This is a genomic window from Pseudomonas oryzihabitans (genome assembly GCF_024652905.1).
Classification (GTDB): domain Bacteria; phylum Pseudomonadota; class Gammaproteobacteria; order Pseudomonadales; family Pseudomonadaceae; genus Chryseomonas; species Chryseomonas benzopyrenica.
On sequence record NZ_CP102428.1, the window covers coordinates 3,082,370 to 3,099,176 of the forward strand.

17 protein-coding genes are annotated in these 16,807 nt (G+C 66.7%); 8 read left to right on the top strand and 9 right to left on the bottom strand.

Annotated features, from left to right (window positions below):
• Positions 1-10: 10 nt before the first annotated feature.
• Both dtd and pip read right to left on the bottom strand, forming a co-directional pair.
• Positions 11-448 carry a D-aminoacyl-tRNA deacylase gene (gene dtd, locus NRG74_RS14240; RefSeq protein ID WP_068384956.1) on the bottom strand — a complete coding sequence of 146 codons (438 nt, stop codon included), beginning with the start codon at positions 446-448 and terminating at the stop codon, positions 11-13.
• Positions 445-1,410: a prolyl aminopeptidase gene (gene pip, locus NRG74_RS14245; protein ID WP_068384959.1), complete on the bottom strand. Its 966-nt coding sequence runs from the start codon at positions 1,408-1,410 to the stop codon at positions 445-447. The genes dtd and pip overlap by 4 nt, the downstream gene beginning before the upstream one ends.
• Before the next feature lie 131 nt (positions 1,411-1,541).
• Between pip and NRG74_RS14250 the strand changes: the two genes are divergently transcribed.
• Positions 1,542-2,345 (top strand): hypothetical protein, encoded by an 804-nt coding sequence (locus tag NRG74_RS14250; RefSeq protein ID WP_257704627.1) that lies wholly within the window; start codon positions 1,542-1,544, stop codon positions 2,343-2,345.
• A 17-nt stretch (positions 2,346-2,362) separates the two neighbouring features.
• On the opposite strand, the gene NRG74_RS14255 is transcribed toward NRG74_RS14250, so the two are convergent.
• From NRG74_RS14255 to NRG74_RS14285, 7 genes are all read right to left on the bottom strand, one after another.
• Complete coding sequence (locus tag NRG74_RS14255; protein WP_082731540.1) at positions 2,363-2,857, bottom strand: YbhB/YbcL family Raf kinase inhibitor-like protein; 495 nt, start codon at positions 2,855-2,857, stop codon at positions 2,363-2,365.
• Between the two features lie 16 nt (positions 2,858-2,873).
• Positions 2,874-3,437, bottom strand: coding sequence for a lipocalin family protein (locus NRG74_RS14260; protein WP_068384968.1), 564 nt, complete (start codon positions 3,435-3,437; stop codon positions 2,874-2,876).
• Positions 3,434-3,688, bottom strand: coding sequence for an outer membrane protein assembly factor BamE (locus NRG74_RS14265; protein ID WP_257704631.1), 255 nt, complete (start codon positions 3,686-3,688; stop codon positions 3,434-3,436). The genes NRG74_RS14260 and NRG74_RS14265 overlap by 4 nt, the downstream gene beginning before the upstream one ends.
• 206 nt (positions 3,689-3,894) lie before the next feature.
• On the bottom strand, positions 3,895-5,808 hold the full coding sequence (gene speA, locus NRG74_RS14270; protein WP_007161593.1) for an arginine decarboxylase: 1,914 nt from the start codon (positions 5,806-5,808) through the stop codon (positions 3,895-3,897).
• 86 nt (positions 5,809-5,894) lie between these two features.
• Positions 5,895-6,239, bottom strand: a complete 345-nt coding sequence (locus tag NRG74_RS14275) for a translation initiation factor Sui1 (RefSeq protein ID WP_017641051.1) — start codon at positions 6,237-6,239, stop codon at positions 5,895-5,897.
• A gap of 143 nt (positions 6,240-6,382) precedes the next feature.
• Positions 6,383-6,934, bottom strand: a complete 552-nt coding sequence (locus NRG74_RS14280) for an NUDIX hydrolase (protein ID WP_017641052.1) — start codon at positions 6,932-6,934, stop codon at positions 6,383-6,385.
• Positions 6,934-7,950 carry a DUF2333 family protein gene (locus NRG74_RS14285; RefSeq protein WP_064309283.1) on the bottom strand — a complete coding sequence of 339 codons (1,017 nt, stop codon included), beginning with the start codon at positions 7,948-7,950 and terminating at the stop codon, positions 6,934-6,936. The genes NRG74_RS14280 and NRG74_RS14285 overlap by 1 nt, the downstream gene beginning before the upstream one ends.
• Positions 7,951-8,218: 268 nt before the next feature.
• Here NRG74_RS14285 and NRG74_RS14290 point away from each other — a divergent pair, with 268 nt between their 5' ends.
• From NRG74_RS14290 to NRG74_RS14320, 7 genes are all read left to right on the top strand, one after another.
• A complete protein-coding gene (locus NRG74_RS14290; protein ID WP_068384974.1) occupies positions 8,219-9,838 on the top strand; it encodes a response regulator in 1,620 nt (539 codons plus the stop codon).
• Between the two features lie 56 nt (positions 9,839-9,894).
• Positions 9,895-11,658: a protein-disulfide reductase DsbD gene (dsbD, locus tag NRG74_RS14295; protein WP_257704632.1), complete on the top strand. Its 1,764-nt coding sequence runs from the start codon at positions 9,895-9,897 to the stop codon at positions 11,656-11,658.
• Positions 11,659-11,774: 116 nt separating this feature from the next.
• Positions 11,775-12,221, top strand: coding sequence for a type II 3-dehydroquinate dehydratase (gene aroQ, locus NRG74_RS14300; RefSeq protein WP_017641056.1), 447 nt, complete (start codon positions 11,775-11,777; stop codon positions 12,219-12,221).
• Between the two features lie 53 nt (positions 12,222-12,274).
• The gene (gene accB / locus NRG74_RS14305; RefSeq protein ID WP_017641057.1) at positions 12,275-12,736 is read left to right on the top strand and encodes an acetyl-CoA carboxylase biotin carboxyl carrier protein; all 462 of its coding nucleotides are present in this window, start codon (positions 12,275-12,277) and stop codon (positions 12,734-12,736) included.
• A gap of 16 nt (positions 12,737-12,752) precedes the next feature.
• A complete protein-coding gene (accC, locus tag NRG74_RS14310; RefSeq protein ID WP_064309286.1) occupies positions 12,753-14,099 on the top strand; it encodes an acetyl-CoA carboxylase biotin carboxylase subunit in 1,347 nt (448 codons plus the stop codon).
• 210 nt (positions 14,100-14,309) lie between these two features.
• On the top strand, positions 14,310-15,185 hold the full coding sequence (gene prmA / locus NRG74_RS14315; protein ID WP_017641059.1) for a 50S ribosomal protein L11 methyltransferase: 876 nt from the start codon (positions 14,310-14,312) through the stop codon (positions 15,183-15,185).
• A 110-nt stretch (positions 15,186-15,295) separates the two neighbouring features.
• A complete protein-coding gene (locus tag NRG74_RS14320; protein WP_257704633.1) occupies positions 15,296-16,726 on the top strand; it encodes a DUF3426 domain-containing protein in 1,431 nt (476 codons plus the stop codon).
• Positions 16,727-16,807 lie beyond the last annotated feature (81 nt).

The window sequence follows — 16,807 nt, forward strand, 5'->3', positions numbered from 1 at the left end:
GGCGCCCTCACTAAATCGACAATAAAAATGTCACCGGTCCGTCGTTGACCAGGGAAACCTGCATGTCGGCGCCGAAACGACCGGTCTGGACCTCGGGATGCAGGTCACGGGCGAGGCTCACCAGGTGATCGAACAACCGTTCGCCCTGAGCCGGCGGTGCGGCGGTGGAAAAGCTCGGCCGCCGCCCGCTGCGGGTATCGGCGGCCAGGGTGAACTGCGAGACCAGCAGCAGCCCGCCGCCGACGTCCTGCAGCGACAGATTCATGCGCTGCTCGCCGTCGGCGAACACCCGGTACTCCAGCAGGCGCTTGAGCATCCGGGCGCAGGCGGCCTCGTCATCCGCCGGCTCGATGCCGACCAGGACCAGCAGGCCCGGGCCGATGGCGCCGACCGTATCCCCCGCCACCTCGACGCTGGCGCGAGCGACCCGTTGCAGCAACGCCTTCACTCGGCCTCCTGGGGCAGATCGAGCAGCTGGCGGGCGATCTGGTCGGTCGCCCGCACCAGGGCGTCACAGATACCGGGTTCGCTGGCCGCATGGCCGGCATCGCGGATGATCTGCAATTCGCTGCCGGGCCAGGCATGGTGCAGGGCCCAGGCATTGTCCAGGGGACAGACCATGTCATAGCGGCCGTGCACGATCACCGCCGGGATATGGGCGATCCTGGGCATGTCGCGCAGGAGCTGGTCGGGTTCGAGAAAAGCGTCGTTGACGAAGTAGTGGCACTCGATACGGGCGATGGCCAGGGCGTGCTCGCTGAATTTCTCCAGCACGTCGGGATTGGGCCTCAGGGTCACGGTGCGGCCTTCCCAGCACGACCAGGCGCGCGCCGCGGACATCTGCGCCAGCTCGTCCGGACCGGTCAGCCGCCGGTAGTAGGCCTGAATGAGATTGCCGCGCTCTTCCTCGGCGATGGGGTGCAGATAGTCCTGCCAGAAATCCGGAAAGAGCCGGCTCGCGCCGTCCTGGTAGAACCAGTGCAGATCCACCGGGCGACAGAGAAAGATGCCGCGCAGGATCATGGCGCGGACCCGCTCGGGATGGCGCTGGGCATAGGCCAGCGCCAGGGTCGATCCCCAGGAGCCGCCGAACAGCACCCATTGCTCGATACCCAGGTGCTCGCGCAGGCGCTCGATGTCCTCGACCAGGTGCCAGGTGCTGTTGTTTTCCAGACTGGCATAGGGCGTGGAGCGACCGCAGCCACGCTGATCGAAGGTGACGATGCGGTAGAGATTGGGATCGAAGAAACGCCGACTCAGGCGATCGCATCCGGAGCCGGGTCCGCCGTGGATGAACAGCACCGGCAGACCGTCGGGCGAGCCACTCTCATCGACATAGAGCACATGGGGGGCTTCGACGGCCAGCTCGTGGCGGGCGTAAGGCTTGATTTCCGGGTACAGATTCAGCATGTCGCGCTCCGCGGGGCAGGGTCGGCCCCTTCATCATAGACCTGCACCTTACCGGGTTTCCACGCTGCCCGGGCTTGCCTCGCGTCCAGCGGCACCCGCACCATCGACGGCCAGTCGCCAAGGAGATCGCCATGTCCCACGCCAAGCTGCAGTTGCTGCTGATCGATCCGCAAAACGATTTCTGCGACCTGCCGGGTGCGGCCCTGCCGGTACCGGGCGCGGTAGCCGGCCTGCAGCGCGTCGCCGCTCTGATCGAGCGCCTCGGGCCTCGGCTCACCGCGGTGCATGTCACCCTGGATTCCCACCAGCCGCTGCACATCGCCCATCCGCACGGCTGGCAGGACGCCGCCGGGCAGCCACCGGCGCCCTTTACCCAGATCAGCGCGGACGAGGTGGCCGATGGTCGCTGGCAGACCCGCGAGCCGAGCGAGCGCGCCCGGGCGCTGGCCTATGTGCAGGCGCTGGAGGCTGGCGGTCGCTATCGCCTGGTGATCTGGCCGGAACACTGCCTGGTAGGCGGCTGGGGCCATGGGGTGCAGGAGGATGTCCACCAGGCGCTCAATGCCTGGGGCCGAGAGCAGGGGCGCCTGGTGGAGTTCATCGCCAAGGGCGGCAATCCCCATACCGAACACTATTCGGCCCTGCGCGCCGAGGTGCTGGATCCGGCGGACCCGGGCACCGCGGTGGACGCCGGGCTGATCGCCCGGCTACAGGCGGCTGACACTCTGTTAGTGGCGGGCGAGGCGCTGTCCCATTGCGTGGCCAGCACCCTACGCGACCTGCTGGAATTCTGGCCGGTGGAGCGGCGCCAGGACCTGGTGCTGTTGACCGACTGCAGTCATTCGGTGCCAGGCTTCGAAGCCCAGGGTGAAGCCTTCCTGGCCGAGATGCGCGCCGCCGGCATCCGCCTGGCGGCCTCGACGGACGAGTTCTAGCCCGTCCGTGCTTTGTCCTACTTGATCTCGTAGAGACCGGTGTAGGTCGCCGCAGCCAGCTGGTTGAGGTGGATCATGAAGCGGCCGACCGCATTGGTCGCCTCGGCCGGCACCGGCAGCTGCTCGACCTTGAGCGCATGCAGCTGGAAGATGTAGCGGTGCGGCTTGTCACCCTTGGGCGGCGCCGCGCCACCGAAGCCGCGGGTGCCGTAGTCGTTGATCAGTTGCAGGGCGCCTGCCGGCAGGCCCGAGCCATCGGCGCGGCCGGCGTCTTCCGCCAGGCCCTGGGTGCCGACCGGGATGTTGACCACCACCCAATGCCAGAATCCGCTGCCGGTGGGGGCATCCGGATCGTAGACGGTCAGCGCCAGACTCTTGGTATCAGCCGGCGGGTCGGACCACTGCAGCGCAGGCGAGATGTTGTCGCCGTGGGCGCCGAAGTCGGCCACGTCGAACTCGTGGCGCTTGGGCATGAAGCCGTTGTCGGTGAAGGCATCGGTCCAGAGTTTCACGGAGAGCTCCTGTGGCCTAGGGCATATGGGCGTCGGTCTCGCGCCAGACCAGACGATTGAGGTTGTAACCCTTCTCGCGGGCGATGCGCAGCAGCTTCTCGCTCTGCGCCGCGGAGATCTCGGGCTTGCGCGCCAGCAACCAGAGGTACTTGCGATCCGGACTGCCGACCAGGGCGGTCTTGTAGTCGTCGTCGACATAGAGGATCCAATAGGGTCCCTTGGCCACGTTGGGCAGGACGCCGCTGAACCAGGTGTCGAAGCGCACTTCGAGACGATCGGTCACGCCCGGCTTGATCGGGGTGGCGGTGCCCGTGGCTTCCTGCACCTTGCCGTCCAGGGTGCGGCAGCGGTTGAACACGGCGACCGAGCCATCGGCCATGACGTGATAGTTGGCTTCGGACTGGGCGCACTTGCGCTGGAAGAACATCGGCAGCCGCGCCACTTCGTACCAGTGCCCCTGGTAGCGCTGCAGATCGACATTGCCCGCGGTGAGCGGCGGGACCTCGCGCGGGCCACTGGCACAGGCCGCGAGCAGCCCGGCAGCACCCGCCAGCAGTAGAATCTTGGTAGAGGTTTTCATCGCAGACCCTGCCCGGCGAACATCGCCACCTTGTCGTTGAGATACTGCACGCTGATGAAGGAGCCGCGATCGCCCCAGGTACAGGTGGTGACGCCCAGGGCGCCCGCGCATTCCGTGGGCGCACCCAGGATCTGCTCCACCTCGACCTTGGTCTGGCCAGCCTTGAGCCGGGAATAGTTTTCCTGATTGACCTTGCCGCAGCCGGCCAATACCAGGCTGCCCACCAGCAACAGCGCCAAGCGCCACTTCATACCTGCCTCCTCCATCCTGACGGCAAGGCTATAGAGCCCGCCTGGCCGCCAGGGTTCGCTTCGTCAGAAGCCGTTCACGATCTCGCGAGCTAGAGCCAAGCAAGACGACAATGCCTGAGAAAGCGGAATTTACAGATAGTAAATGAGCATTTCGAAGGCATTTTCAACGCCGCTTGGCCGACGCGCAGCAGATCGTGAGCGGCTTCTTAGCCGGCGAGGTAGGAGGAACGGGTCAGGCCCAGGCGCATGGCGTCGAGGAACTGGGTGCGCTCGCGCGCGGTGAGACGGGCGCTGGCGACCTTGTCGCGGTAGTAGGTCATCAGCTCCTCGGGCGAGAGGTGCACGTACCTGAGCATGTCCTCGATGGTGTCGTGGGTCTCGATGCCGCCATGGCGCACGCTGCCGTCGGCGTCTTGGTAGACGTTCACCGAATCGGTGTCGCCGAACAGGTTGTGCATGTCGCCAAGGATCTCCTGGTAGGCGCCCACCAGGAACACCGCCAGCAGATAGTCCTCGCCCTCGCGCACCTCGTGCACCGGCAGGCTGGTCTCGATGCTCTGCTCGTCGACGTACTGCTTGATCTTGCCATCGGAATCACAGGTCAGGTCCTGCAGCACGGCGCGACGCACCGGCTCCTCGTCCAGGCGGGTCAGGGGCACGATCGGCAGGATCTGGTCGATGGCCCAGGTATCGGGCAGGCTCTGGAACACCGAGAAGTTGCAGATGTACTTGTCGGCCAGCTTGTCGTTGAGCTCGTCGAGCACCTGGCGGTGGGAGCGCTGGCGCGCCTTGAGCTGGTTGTACAGGCGGCGGCAGATGGCGAAGTAGCACTGCTCGGCCAGGGCCTTGTCGCTCAGGCTCAGGGTGCCGGCGGCATACTGGGCGGCGGCCTCGCTGACGTACTGGGTGGCGCGCCAATAGGTCTCGGTGACCATCTCCGGATCGGTGTCGCCGAGCAGCTCGGCCAGCCACTGCACCACCTCGGCCTTGCCTTCGAAGCGCTCGCTGGCCGGCACGCTGTCGTTGTGGCGCTCGACGTCGGTGACCTGCATCACCAGCATGGCGTGGTGGGCAGTCATGGCACGGCCGCTTTCCGAGAAGATGTTGGGATGCGGCAATTCCTGCTGGTCGCAGAACTCCTTGAGCATGCCGACCACGGTACCGGCGTAGTCGTCCATGTCGTAGTTGATCGAGCTGGCGTTGCGCGAGTGGGTACCGTCGTAGTCCACGCCCAGGCCGCCGCCCACGTCGATGTGATCCAGCGGCAGGCCCAGGGCGCGCAACTCGGCGTAGTAGCGGATGGCTTCGCGGAAACCCTGGCGATAGTCGGCCAGGTTGGCGATCTGCGAGCCCATGTGGAAGTGCAGCAGGCGCACGCCCTGCTCCAGGCCGGCGGCGCGGAAGCGTTCGATCACCGACAACAGCTGGGCGGCGGAGAGGCCGAACTTGGACTTCTCGCCACCGGTATCGGCCCATTTGCTCGACGCCAGGGACGACAGCCGCACCCGCAGGCCGACCTGGGGCGTGACCTTGAGCTCGGCCGCCTCCTCGATCACCAGCGGGACCTCGGATTCCTTCTCGATGACGATGAAGACGCTGTGACCGAGCTTCTGGCCCATCAGCGCCAGACGGATGAATTCGCGATCCTTGTAGCCATTGCAGACGATGGTACCGCCCTTGGGCGCCAGCGCCAGCACCGCCATCAGCTCCGGCTTGGAGCCGGCCTCCAGGCCGATGGAGACGTCGCGGGTGGCGATGATGTTTTCCACCACCGCTTCCTGCTGGTTGACCTTGATCGGATAGAGGGCGGTGTAGCGGCCCTGGTAGTCGAGGCGTTCGATGTTGCGATCGAAAGCGCCGGTCAGGTGCCGCACCTGGCCCTGGAGAATGTCGGGGAAACGGACTAGCAGCGGCAGCGACAGCCCCGCTTCGCGCAGCTGGCCGACCAGCACATGGAGGTCGATCGGCTGGCCGTCCGGGCCGTGGGGGCGGACTTCGACGTTGCCGGCATCGCTGATGGCGAAGTAGCCGGCACCCCAGTGGCGAATACCATAGACGCTGCGGCTGTCCGCCACGGTCCACTGGCTGCCGTCATCTTTGCGCGTGCGTCGTGGGGACATTCGCGGGAATCTCCTGTAGGGAATCTTGCTTTGGATGGACCGCCGCCAGGGGCGGTAAGTTGTACGCGGGGGCTGGAAGGCCTGGCCTAGCCGCCCGACCGCTTGGTCTTGAAGCCGCGCTTTTCGAGTTCGCCGAGCAGCAGGTCGACATGATCGCCCTGGATCTCGATGACGCCATCCTTGAGCGCCCCACCGGTCCCGCAGCGACGCTTGAGCGCGCTGGCCAGGTCCTTGAGCTCTTCCTCGCCCAGGGGGACGCCGCTGACCGTGGTCACCGTCTTGCCGCCGCGGCCCTTGGTCTCGCGCCGCACGCGGGCGATGCCGTCACCGGCCGGGGTCGGTGCCTGGGGTTCTTCCGGACGAATGCGGCCGACGTCGGTGGAATACACCAGCCGGCTGAGATCCGACAGCGAGGAGGTTTTCTTGCTCAAGGGACGGTTCTCCCAGTTCGATTCAGACGCCGGGCGCCTGGAGGAAACCTTGGATGCAGCGCCGGCCGGCACGGGCCGCGCTAGTCCGGGGCCGCGCAATGTAGCAGCATCGCCCGCGGATGCTAAGGCGCGAATGCGAGAAATTAAGGCAGGGATGCGACATCCGACCGACTGACGGCCAGGCGCAGGGCCTCCAGCGAATCCGGGCAATAGGGTCGCTGGCGAGCCTCATCGAGAATGGCGGCCGGCGCCAGGAAGCGTGCCTCCAGTACCTCTTCCGGCTGCAGCCGCAGCGGGCCGTTCCAGCGCGCGCTGAACACGCCGCCCCAGAGGCGATTGCCGGGCTCTTCGAAATAGAAGGTGCCATGCTCGCGCAAGGCCACGCCGCTGACGCCCAGCTCCTCGGCCAGCTCGCGGGCCGCCGATTGCGCATAGCTCTCGCCGGGCGCCACCATGCCGCCGGCAGCGACGTCCCAGTAGCCGGGATAGAGCGCCTTGCTCAGGGTGCGCCGATGTACGCAGAGTTCGCCGGCGTCATTGAACAGCAGGATGAAGGTGCAGCGGCCGATCAGGCCACGGGCACGCAGTTCTGCCCGCGGCAATTCGCCCTGGATGCAGTCCTGGTGATCGACCCAGACCACCAGTTCCCGGTCAGAGGCGGCGCGATGCGCCGCCTCGCGTGCGTCCGGCGTCATCAGCCCTGTTCCAGCAACTGGCGCAGGTCGATGATGGCGGCGTTGGCGCGGGAGATGTAGTTGGCGATCACCAGCGAATGGTTGGCCAGGATGCCGAAGCCGCTGCCGTTGAGGATCATCGGACTCCAGACCGGCTGCTGCGCCGCTTCCAGTTCGCGGATGATCTCGCGCACGTTGACCGTAGCGTTCTTCTTGGCCAGGGTGTCGGCGAAGTCCACCTCGATGGCGCGCAGGATGTGCGACAGCGCCCAGGCCTGACCGCGGGCCTCGTAGAAGACGTTGTCGATCTGCAGCCAGGGCGTCTCGACGCGCTGCTCATGCACCTCGGGCACCTGGCCGGCAGGGATGTCCTGGTTCGGCCGCACCTCGGCATCGAGGCGTACGCGACCGACGCTGGCGGAGAGTCGCTGGGACAGCGAGCCCAGCCGGGTCTCGACATCGCCCAGCCAGTTGCGCAGGTTGTCCGAGCGCGAATAGAAGTAGGCGGCGGGCTGACCCTGGGCGTTCTGGCCACCCAGGCGCGCCAGGTAGCGATCCAGGGAGGCGATGCCGGCGCGGTACTCGGATTCCGACGAGGGCATCGCCCAGCTGTGGTTGTCGAAGTTGAAGCGCGGCTCGGCCTGGGCCAAATCGACGTCTTCGGTGGACTGCGACTGGGAACGGGCGAAGTCCTTGCGCAGGGCGCGTGCCAGGTCACGGGTCTGCACCAGCACGCCATATTCCCAGGACGGCATGTCGTCGAGCCAGAGGCCCGGCGGGAAGATGTCGTTGGAGAGATAGCCGCCCGGCTTGTCCAGCAGGGTGCCGGCCACCTGCTTGAGGGTCTCGACCGTGGTGTAGCCAAGTACCAGCTTGCGACCACTGGCCGTGGCCGCCTCCTGGGCATGCTGCTGCACCGGGAAGAAATCCGGCTCACGACTCCAGTACCAGCCTATCGCCAGGCTGACCAGCAGGTAGAGCGCGACGAGCGCTGCTACCAGCCGGAGCCATCCCGATCTCAAGTTCCACTCCCGCATGGGCAATTCCTTGCAATGATTTCAAAGGTGTCGGCGCTTGGACCCCTGCCCGCGGCGCCGGTTGCGCAGCCCTCGCAGGCCGCTCGGGCGCAATGCACCTGGGCAGCCGCCTCCGAGCCTAGGGTAACAGGCGACAAACGCTACTCCAGAAGCGACCGACAGTGTCCATGCGAGCGGCATCGCCGCCGCTAACCAGGGTACCGCCTCTCCCCTGCCAGCCAGCAATTGGTAGCATAGGGCCACCACCTCAAGAATGACGGAACAATTCGTGAGCGAACCAGATGATCCGAGCCGGGACCGCCTCAAGCTGCACTTCGCGCAACGGGTCATCCACCAGTCGCGCCAGGTGCTGGAGATCTGGCAGCGGCTGCAACGAGACGAATGGACGGCCGGCAGCCTGGCCGAACTGACCGACGCCAATGCGCGCCTGCTGCAATACGCGAAGCGCTTCGAGCAGCAGGGCCATGCCGAGCTCGCCGAGACCATCGGCGCTTCCCTGGCCCAGGTCGCCGCCAATCGCGGCCGCCTCAACAGCCAGGCCATCACCGAACTTAGCCAGGCCATGCAGAGCCTGTCGCGCACCGGGCTGCGCCAGGGCGACCAGCTGGAAACCACCAGCCTGCCGCCGCTGCGCAAGCCGATCTACATCGCCCTGCTCGACAGCGAGCGCGCCGAGCGCCTGGCGCAGCAGATGGAGTACTTCGGCGTCACCATCCAGATCGTCCACCATGCCGACGACTTCCGCGCGATGATGGACAGTCGCCATCCGGCGGTCATCGTCATGGACGTGGACTTCGGCGGCGCAGGCGCTGGCATCCAGCTGGCGCTGGAGGCCCAGACCGGTCTCGAACGTAAGTTGCCGGTGCTGTTCTACAGCCACCAGGAGGCCGATACGCCCTTTCGCCTGGCGGCGGTGCGCGCCGGTGGCCAGGAGTTCTATACCGGCACCCTGGATTCGGCGCGGCTGCTGGAAAAGATCGAGACCCTCACCCGCACCGTCTACTACGATCCAATCCGCGCCCTGGTGGTGGACGATTCCCGCGCCCAGGCCATGGCCACGGAAATGGCGCTCAACAGCGCCGGCATCGTCACCCGCACCCTGATGCAACCCGGGGCGGTGATGGCGCACCTGGCGGAATTCGCCCCCGATCTGATCATCCTCGACATGTACATGCCCGAGTGCATTGGCACCGAGCTGGCCAAGGTCATCCGCCAGCACGAGCGCTATGTCAGCGTGCCCATCATCTATCTGTCGGCCGAGGACGATCTCGACAAGCAGCTGGATGCCATGAGCGAAGGCGGTGACGACTTCCTCACCAAGCCGATCAAGCCGCGCCACCTGATCGCCACGGTGCGCACCCGCGCCGCCCGGGCGCGCAGCCTGCAGGCACGCATCGTCCAGGACAGCCTCACCGGGCTGTACAACCACACCCATACCCTGCAATTGCTGGAAGACGCCTGCTTCCGCGCGCGGCGCAGCCAGCGACCGATCACCTTCGCCATGCTGGACATCGACCATTTCAAACAGGTCAACGACCACTACGGCCACCCCATGGGCGATCGGGTGATCAAGAGCCTGGCGCTGTTTCTCAAGCAGCGCCTGCGCAAGTCCGACCATATCGGCCGTTATGGCGGCGAGGAATTCGCCGTCGTACTGCCCGACACCGACCTGGCCACCGCCACCCGCCTGATCGACGAGATCCGCCAGCGCTTCGCCGAGATCCACTATCCGGCACCGCCCAAGGAACTCAGCTGCACCTTCAGCGCCGGCGTGGCGCAGCTGCAGCCCGGCCAGGAGATGCCCGCGCTGGCCAAGCAGGCGGACGAAGCCCTCTATGCCGCCAAGCATGCGGGACGCAATTGCGTGCGTCAGTACGGCCAGGACTGATCTGGCGAGCCGGGTGCCTCTGCTATGATCGGCCGCTGCCGATCATCGAGAAGCCCATGCGTGTCCTGCTGTTCCTGCTCACCCTGCTGCTGACCCTGCCCGCCGCCGCCGGCCTGTTCGATGCACCGCGCCCGACCGCCACGCTGGGCCTGGACGGTCAGCGCGGGGGCCAGCAATTCCTGCCGGTGGATCAGGCCTTTCGCCTGGAGCAGCGCCGTGATGCCGAGGGCCGCCCCCTGGTGCGCTTCACCATCGCCGAGGGCTACTACCTCTATCGGCAGCGCTTCGCCTTCGACGCCGATCCCGGCCTGCTGAGCGCACCGGTGGTCCTGCCGCCCGGCGAGCCCAAGCACGATGAATGGTTCGGCGATGTCCAGGTCTATCACGCCGGCGTCGACATCCCCCTGCCCCTCGCGCCCGGCCGCGGCGGTCGGATCACGGTCACCTACCAGGGTTGCGCCGACCGAGGTCTCTGCTATCCACCGGAAACCCGCATCCTGGATATCGCCAGCTCCGCGGCCTTGCCCACGGCGAGCCCGGCGACCAGCGCCCCTGCCCCCGATCAGGTCGGCTGGAACAGACTCCTGCTGGCCTTCCTCGCGGGGCTGGGACTGACCTTCACCCCCTGCGTCCTGCCGATGCTGCCCATCGTCTCGGCGGTGGTGCTGGCCGGCAAGGCGCGTCCGGGCCGTGGCCTGCTGCTGGCGCTGGCCTACGTGGTACCCATGGCCCTGAGCTTCGCGGCCCTGGGCGCGCTCATGGGCGTCTTTGGCGCCAGTCTCAATCTGCAGGCGCAACTGCAGTCGGCCTGGGTGCTGATTCCCTTCGCCGCGCTGTTCCTGCTGTTCGCCCTGGCCATGTTCGGCCTTTTCGAACTGCGCCTGCCGGCGGCCCTGCGCGAGCGCCTGGAACAGCTGGCCAGTGGCACCCGCGGCGGCTCCCTCGGCGGCGCGGCCACCCTGGGCGTGCTCTCCAGCCTGATCGTCTCGCCCTGCGTCTCGGCGCCCCTGGCGGGCCTGCTGCTCTACATCAGCAGCACCGCCGACTGGCTTGGCGGCGGACTCGCCCTGTTCGCCCTGGGCCTGGGCATGGGTACCCCGCTGGTCCTCATCGCCGCCGGTGGCGGCGCCCTGCTGCCACGCAGCGGCGCCTGGCTGGTGGGCATGCGCAACGCCTTTGGCGTGCTGCTGCTGGCGGTGGCCCTGTGGCTGCTCGAACGGCTGTTGCCGGGACCACTGGCCTTGGCCGCCTGGGGCCTGCTGGCGGCCGGCGTCGGGTTGTTTCTAGGGGCCCTGGAATTGGTGCCCAAGCCGCCCCGTCAGCGCCTGCTGCAACTCGCCGGGCTGGCCCTGGTGGTCTATGGCGTGGCGGCGGGTATCGGTGCCCTGCACGGCGCCAGCGATCCGCTGCGGCCCCTGGGTGACTCGACGGCGCCTGGAGTGGCTGCGCACCCCGACGGCATGCGCAGCCTCAGCGATCCGGCTGCTTTAACCAGCAGTCTCGGCGGCGGTCGACCGGTGCTGGTGGACGTCTACGCCGACTGGTGCATCAGCTGCAAGATCATCGAGCGCGAGGTATTCGGCAACCCCGAAGTCCAGGCACAACTCAGGGACTTCGAGCTGATCCGCTTCGATATGACGCAAAGCACCCGGGAGCAGCGGCAGTGGCTGCAGCAGCACGGCCTGTTCGGCCCGCCGGCGATCCTGTTCTATGCGGCCAACGGCCAGGAACAGGCAAAGGGACGCATCGTCGGCGAAATCGACGCCGCGGGCTTTCTCGCCCGACTGGACGAAGCAAAAAGGCTTATCGCCAGCGATTAAAAGAATTTCGCCCAACGTGCGGCTATTTCCGGCAAACGTCTAGCGACTGGACAGTCACCTCTGGTTGCGGCATAGTCCGCGGCCAATCTGGTTGCGAAATCGCGAGGCAAGTGGCTATGGCGCATCTGCTGGTACTGCACGGGCCCAACCTGAATCTGCTGGGTACCCGCGAGCCGGGCGTCTACGGTGCCACCACCCTGGCCCAGATCAATGCCGATCTCGAAGCCCGCGCCACCGCGGCGGGGCATCGCCTGCAGTCTCTGCAAAGCAACGCCGAGCACCTGCTGATCGAACGCATCCACGCCGCGCGCGACGAAGGAGTGGATTTCATCCTGATCAATCCGGCCGCCTTCACCCATACCAGCGTCGCGCTACGTGACGCCTTGCTCGCGGTGAGCATCCCATTCATCGAAGTGCACCTGTCGAACGTGCACAAGCGCGAAGCCTTCCGCCACCACTCCTATTTTTCCGACGTGGCGGTCGGTGTCATCTGCGGGCTCGGTGCCAGTGGCTATCGCCTGGCCCTGGAAGCCGCCTGCGAACAGCTCGCCGCCCGCGGCTGAGCGCGACTCAATATCCAGAACATCACCTGAACCCGAGGGGAGAGCCAACGCCAATGGACATCCGTAAAGTCAAGAAACTGATCGAGTTGCTGGAAGAGTCCGGTATCGACGAGCTGGAAATCCGCGAAGGCGAAGAGTCCGTCCGCATCAGCCGCAACACCGGCCGCAACCAAGGCATGCAGACCGTCTACGCCGCTGCTCCCGCGCCGGTCGCCGCTCCGGCTCCGGCCGCTGCGCCGGCCGCCGCCGCTCCTGCCGAAGCCGCCGCTCCGCAACTGACCGGTAACGTGGCTCGCTCGCCCATGGTCGGCACCTTCTACCGCGCGTCCTCGCCCACCACCCCGGCCTTCGTCGAAGTCGGCCAGCAGGTGAAGAAAGGCGACATCCTGTGCATCGTCGAAGCCATGAAGATGATGAACCACATCGAAGCCGAAGCCAGCGGTACCATCGGCCAGGTGCTGGTCGAGAACGGTCAGCCCGTCGAATTCGACCAGCCGCTGTTCACCATTGTCTAAGCCCGTGGAGCCCACGATGCTGGAAAAAGTCCTGATCGCCAACCGTGGGGAAATCGCCCTGCGCGTGGTGCGTGCCTGCAAGGAGCTGGGCATCAAGACGGTGGCGGTTCATTCCACCGCCGACCGCGAACTGATGCATCTGTCCCTCGCCGACGAATCGGTGTGCATCGGCCCGGCCCCCTCGCCCCTGTCCTACCTGAACATCCCGGCCATCATCAGCGCCGCGGAAGTCACCGGTGCCACCGCCATCCATCCCGGCTACGGCTTTCTCGCCGAGAACGCCGACTTCGCCGAGCAGGTGGAGCAGTCCGGTTTCGCCTTCGTCGGCCCCACCGCCAGCGTGATTCGCCTGATGGGCGACAAGGTCTCCGCCAAGAACGCCATGAAGCAGGCCGGCGTACCCACCGTACCGGGCTCCGATGGCGCCCTGCCGGATGACGAGGCCGAGTGCCTGCGCATCGGCCGCGAAGTCGGCTATCCGGTGATCATCAAGGCCGCCGGTGGCGGTGGTGGTCGTGGCATGCGCGTGGTGGAGGACGAGGCCGAGCTGATCAAATCGATCAAGCTGACCCAGACCGAAGCCGGCGCCGCCTTTGGCAACTCCATGGTCTACATGGAGAAGTTCCTCGGCAATCCGCGTCACGTGGAAGTCCAGGTGCTCTCCGATGGCCAGGGCAATGCCGTGCACCTCTACGATCGCGACTGCTCGCTGCAGCGCCGCCATCAGAAGGTCATCGAAGAGGCGCCTGCGCCCCAGATCGACGAAAAGGCCCGTGAAGAAGTCCTGGCGCGCTGCGTCAAGGCCTGCATCGACATCGGCTACCGGGGCGCCGGCACCTTCGAATTCCTCTACGAAGACGGCCGCTTCTACTTCATCGAGATGAATACCCGCGTGCAGGTGGAGCATCCGGTGACCGAGATGATCACTGGTGTCGACATCGTCAAGGAGATGCTCAGCATCGCCGCTGGCAACAAACTGTCGATCAAGCAGGAAGACATCAAGATCACTGGTCACGCCATCGAGTGCCGGATCAACGCCGAAGACCCCAAGACCTTCATGCCCTCCCCGGGCCTGGTCAAGCATTTCCATGCCCCGGGCGGCAACGGCGTGCGGGTCGATTCGCACCTGTACAGCGGCTACAAGGTTCCGCCGAACTACGATTCGCTGATCGCCAAGCTGATCACCTGGGGCAAGACCCGCGACGAGGCCATGGCCCGGATGCGCAACGCCCTGGACGAGCTGATCGTCGACGGCATCAAGACCAACGCCGATCTGCACCGGATGCTGACCCGCGACCAGGCCTTCGGCCAGGGCGCGGTGAACATCCACTATCTGGAGAAGAAGCTCGGCATGCGCCACTAACTAGCGTGACGGCTGCGCGTCGGCCAGGCTGCGTTGGAAACCGCCTCGGAATGCTCATTTACTCTATGTAAACTGCGCTTCCTCAGCGATTTCCGCCTTGCCTGACCTAGCTCGCTCGCCCCGTCGGCTTCTTACCTAGTAAACGGGCTGCCTTCGGGCAGCCCGTTTTCATTTACCCTCCCCGCTTTGACCCGATTCAGGTAGCCCACCATGTCCTGGCTGCAAGTCCGCCTCGCCCTCACCCCCGCTCAGGCGGAAACCTACGAAGACCTCATGCTCGAATTGGGCGCCGTCTCGGTGACCTTCATGGACGCCGAGGACCAGCCGATCTTCGAGCCGGATCTGGGCACCACCCCGCTGTGGTCCCAGACCCACCTGCTGGCGCTGTTCGAAGGCGACACCGACGCCGCGGCCCTGGAACAGCGCGTGCAGCTGCTGGCCAACGGCCTGACCTACGAGGTGGAGCGCCTGGAAGACCAGGAGTGGGAGCGCAGCTGGATGGACAACTTCCAGCCCATGCGCTTCGGCCAGCGGCTGTGGATCGTGCCCAGCTGGCACGAGGCCCCGGAACCCGAGGCGGTCAATCTGCTGCTGGATCCGGGCCTGGCCTTCGGTACCGGCACCCATCCCACCACCTCGCTGTGCCTGCAATGGCTGGACGGCGAACCGGTCGCAGGTCGGCAAGTGCTGGATTTCGGCTGCGGCTCGGGCATCCTCGCCATCGCCGCCCTGCTGCTGGGCGCCGAGCGCGCCGTGGGCACCGACATCGACGTCCAGGCCCTGGAAGCCTCGCGGGAGAACGCCAATCGCAACGGCATCGACCCGGCACGCTTTCCGCTCTATCTGCCCGCCGATCTGCCAGACGAGCCGGCCGACGTGGTGGTGGCCAACATCCTTGCCGGTCCGCTGGTCGGCCTGGCCGAGCAAATCACCCGCCTGACCCGCATCGGTGGGCGCCTGGCGCTTTCCGGCATTCTCGCCGAGCAGGCCGAGGACGTGCGTGCCGCCTACGCCGGCTGCTTCGACCTGGAGCCCACCGCCACCCTGGACGGCTGGGTGCGCATCAGCGGGACCCGCCGCCGCTGATCGGCCAAGGCTCCACCAGGCCGCTTACCCGGCGGCCCGGTGGAGCCCCTTCTTTCGCCTGGGCCTTCGGGTACACTAGCGCGCTTAAATTCCCTGGCTGTCGCCTCGCCATGACCGAATCCCTCGTCGCCCAGTGTCCGCATTGCCATACCCGCTTCCGCGTCACCCAGGAACACCTGGCCGCCGCGGATGGCGACGTACGCTGTGGCGTCTGCCTGGAAGTGTTCAACGCCAGCAATCAGGCCGCGCCTTTGACGGCACCGGAACCCGTGCCCGCGCCGCCCATGCCGGCGCCGACGCCCAGTGAAGCGGCCTGGCCCCATGACGAACTGGACCTGAGCCATCTGGAATTGGACGCCGAGGTTGCTCGCCTGGGCGCCCTGGAAGAACAGCGCCGCGCGCCGACTGCGCCTTCCGCCATCGCCGCGCCGCCTGCCGTCACCACGCCCCGGGAAGAACCGGCACCGGCCCAAGGCCTGGCTGCCCGCCGCCTCCAGGAAGACGAGGAGGCCTTCGCGCTGCCTTCGCTTGGCGCCCTATCCGCCGCACGCGAACCCGAGCCGGAATCCCTACGCCTGCCGACCGAGCCCGAAGTGGCGTTCGAGCCCGAACCGCTGTCTGTGCCCCTCACCGCCGCCGAACTGGAACCAGCGCTCGCGCCGGAACCCGCATTCGCATCGGAACCCGAGCCCGAGCCGGCCATCAGCCCCTTGCCTGCCGTCGCGCCGGCGGCCCCGCTCACGGCCCTGCGCGCCCCACTGAAACCGGCCCCGGCCACGCCGCCCGCGCCCCTCACCGCCGCCCCGACCGAGCGCCAGGAGCCGGCACTCGGCCGGGTCGAAGCCGACGAAGACGAACGCGCCGAACCCGGCCTGGGCCGCCTCGACGATTGGCAGGAGCCCGCAGCCGAACCTCTCAGCGCCGACCGCGACCGCGACGACGAGGCGCCGGCGGCCAAGTCCGCGGGCGTCCTGCGCAGCGAGCCGGAATGGCAGGACGATCCGCTGCTGGACCTGCACGACGAACCGCTGCAACTGGACAGTCACCAGCAGCGCCCACACTGGGGGCGCCGCCTGCTGTGGCTACTGCTCTGCCTGCTGGCACTGCTCGGCCTGGCCGGCCAGTACGTCTATTACCACTTCGACGAACTGGCACGGCAGGACAGCTATCGCCCGCTGTTCGTCCAGGCCTGTGCCAGCCTGGGCTGCAAGGTGCCGTCCAAGGTCGATGTCCAGCAGATCCGCAGCAGCAACCTGGTGGTGCGCAGCCATCCGCAATTCTCCGGCGCCCTGCGCGTCGATGCCATCCTCTACAACCGGGCGCCCTTCTCGCAGCCCTTTCCGATGCTGGAATTGCGCTTCGCCGACCTCAACGGCCAGCTGCTCGCCAGCCGCCGTTTCAAGCCGGGCGAATACCTGAATGGCGAACTGAAAGGCCAGGACGAGATGCCGCCGCAGACGCCGATCCACATCGCGCTGGACATTCTCGACCCCGGCCCGCGGGCGGTGAACTACAGTCTGAGCTTCTTCTCGCCGGAGTAGCCCCAGGGTGAATTGCTCATAAACTAGCCAACTCGCGCTTTATCCCGAGGCGGCGAGCGGGTATCATTCCCAACCCTTTTC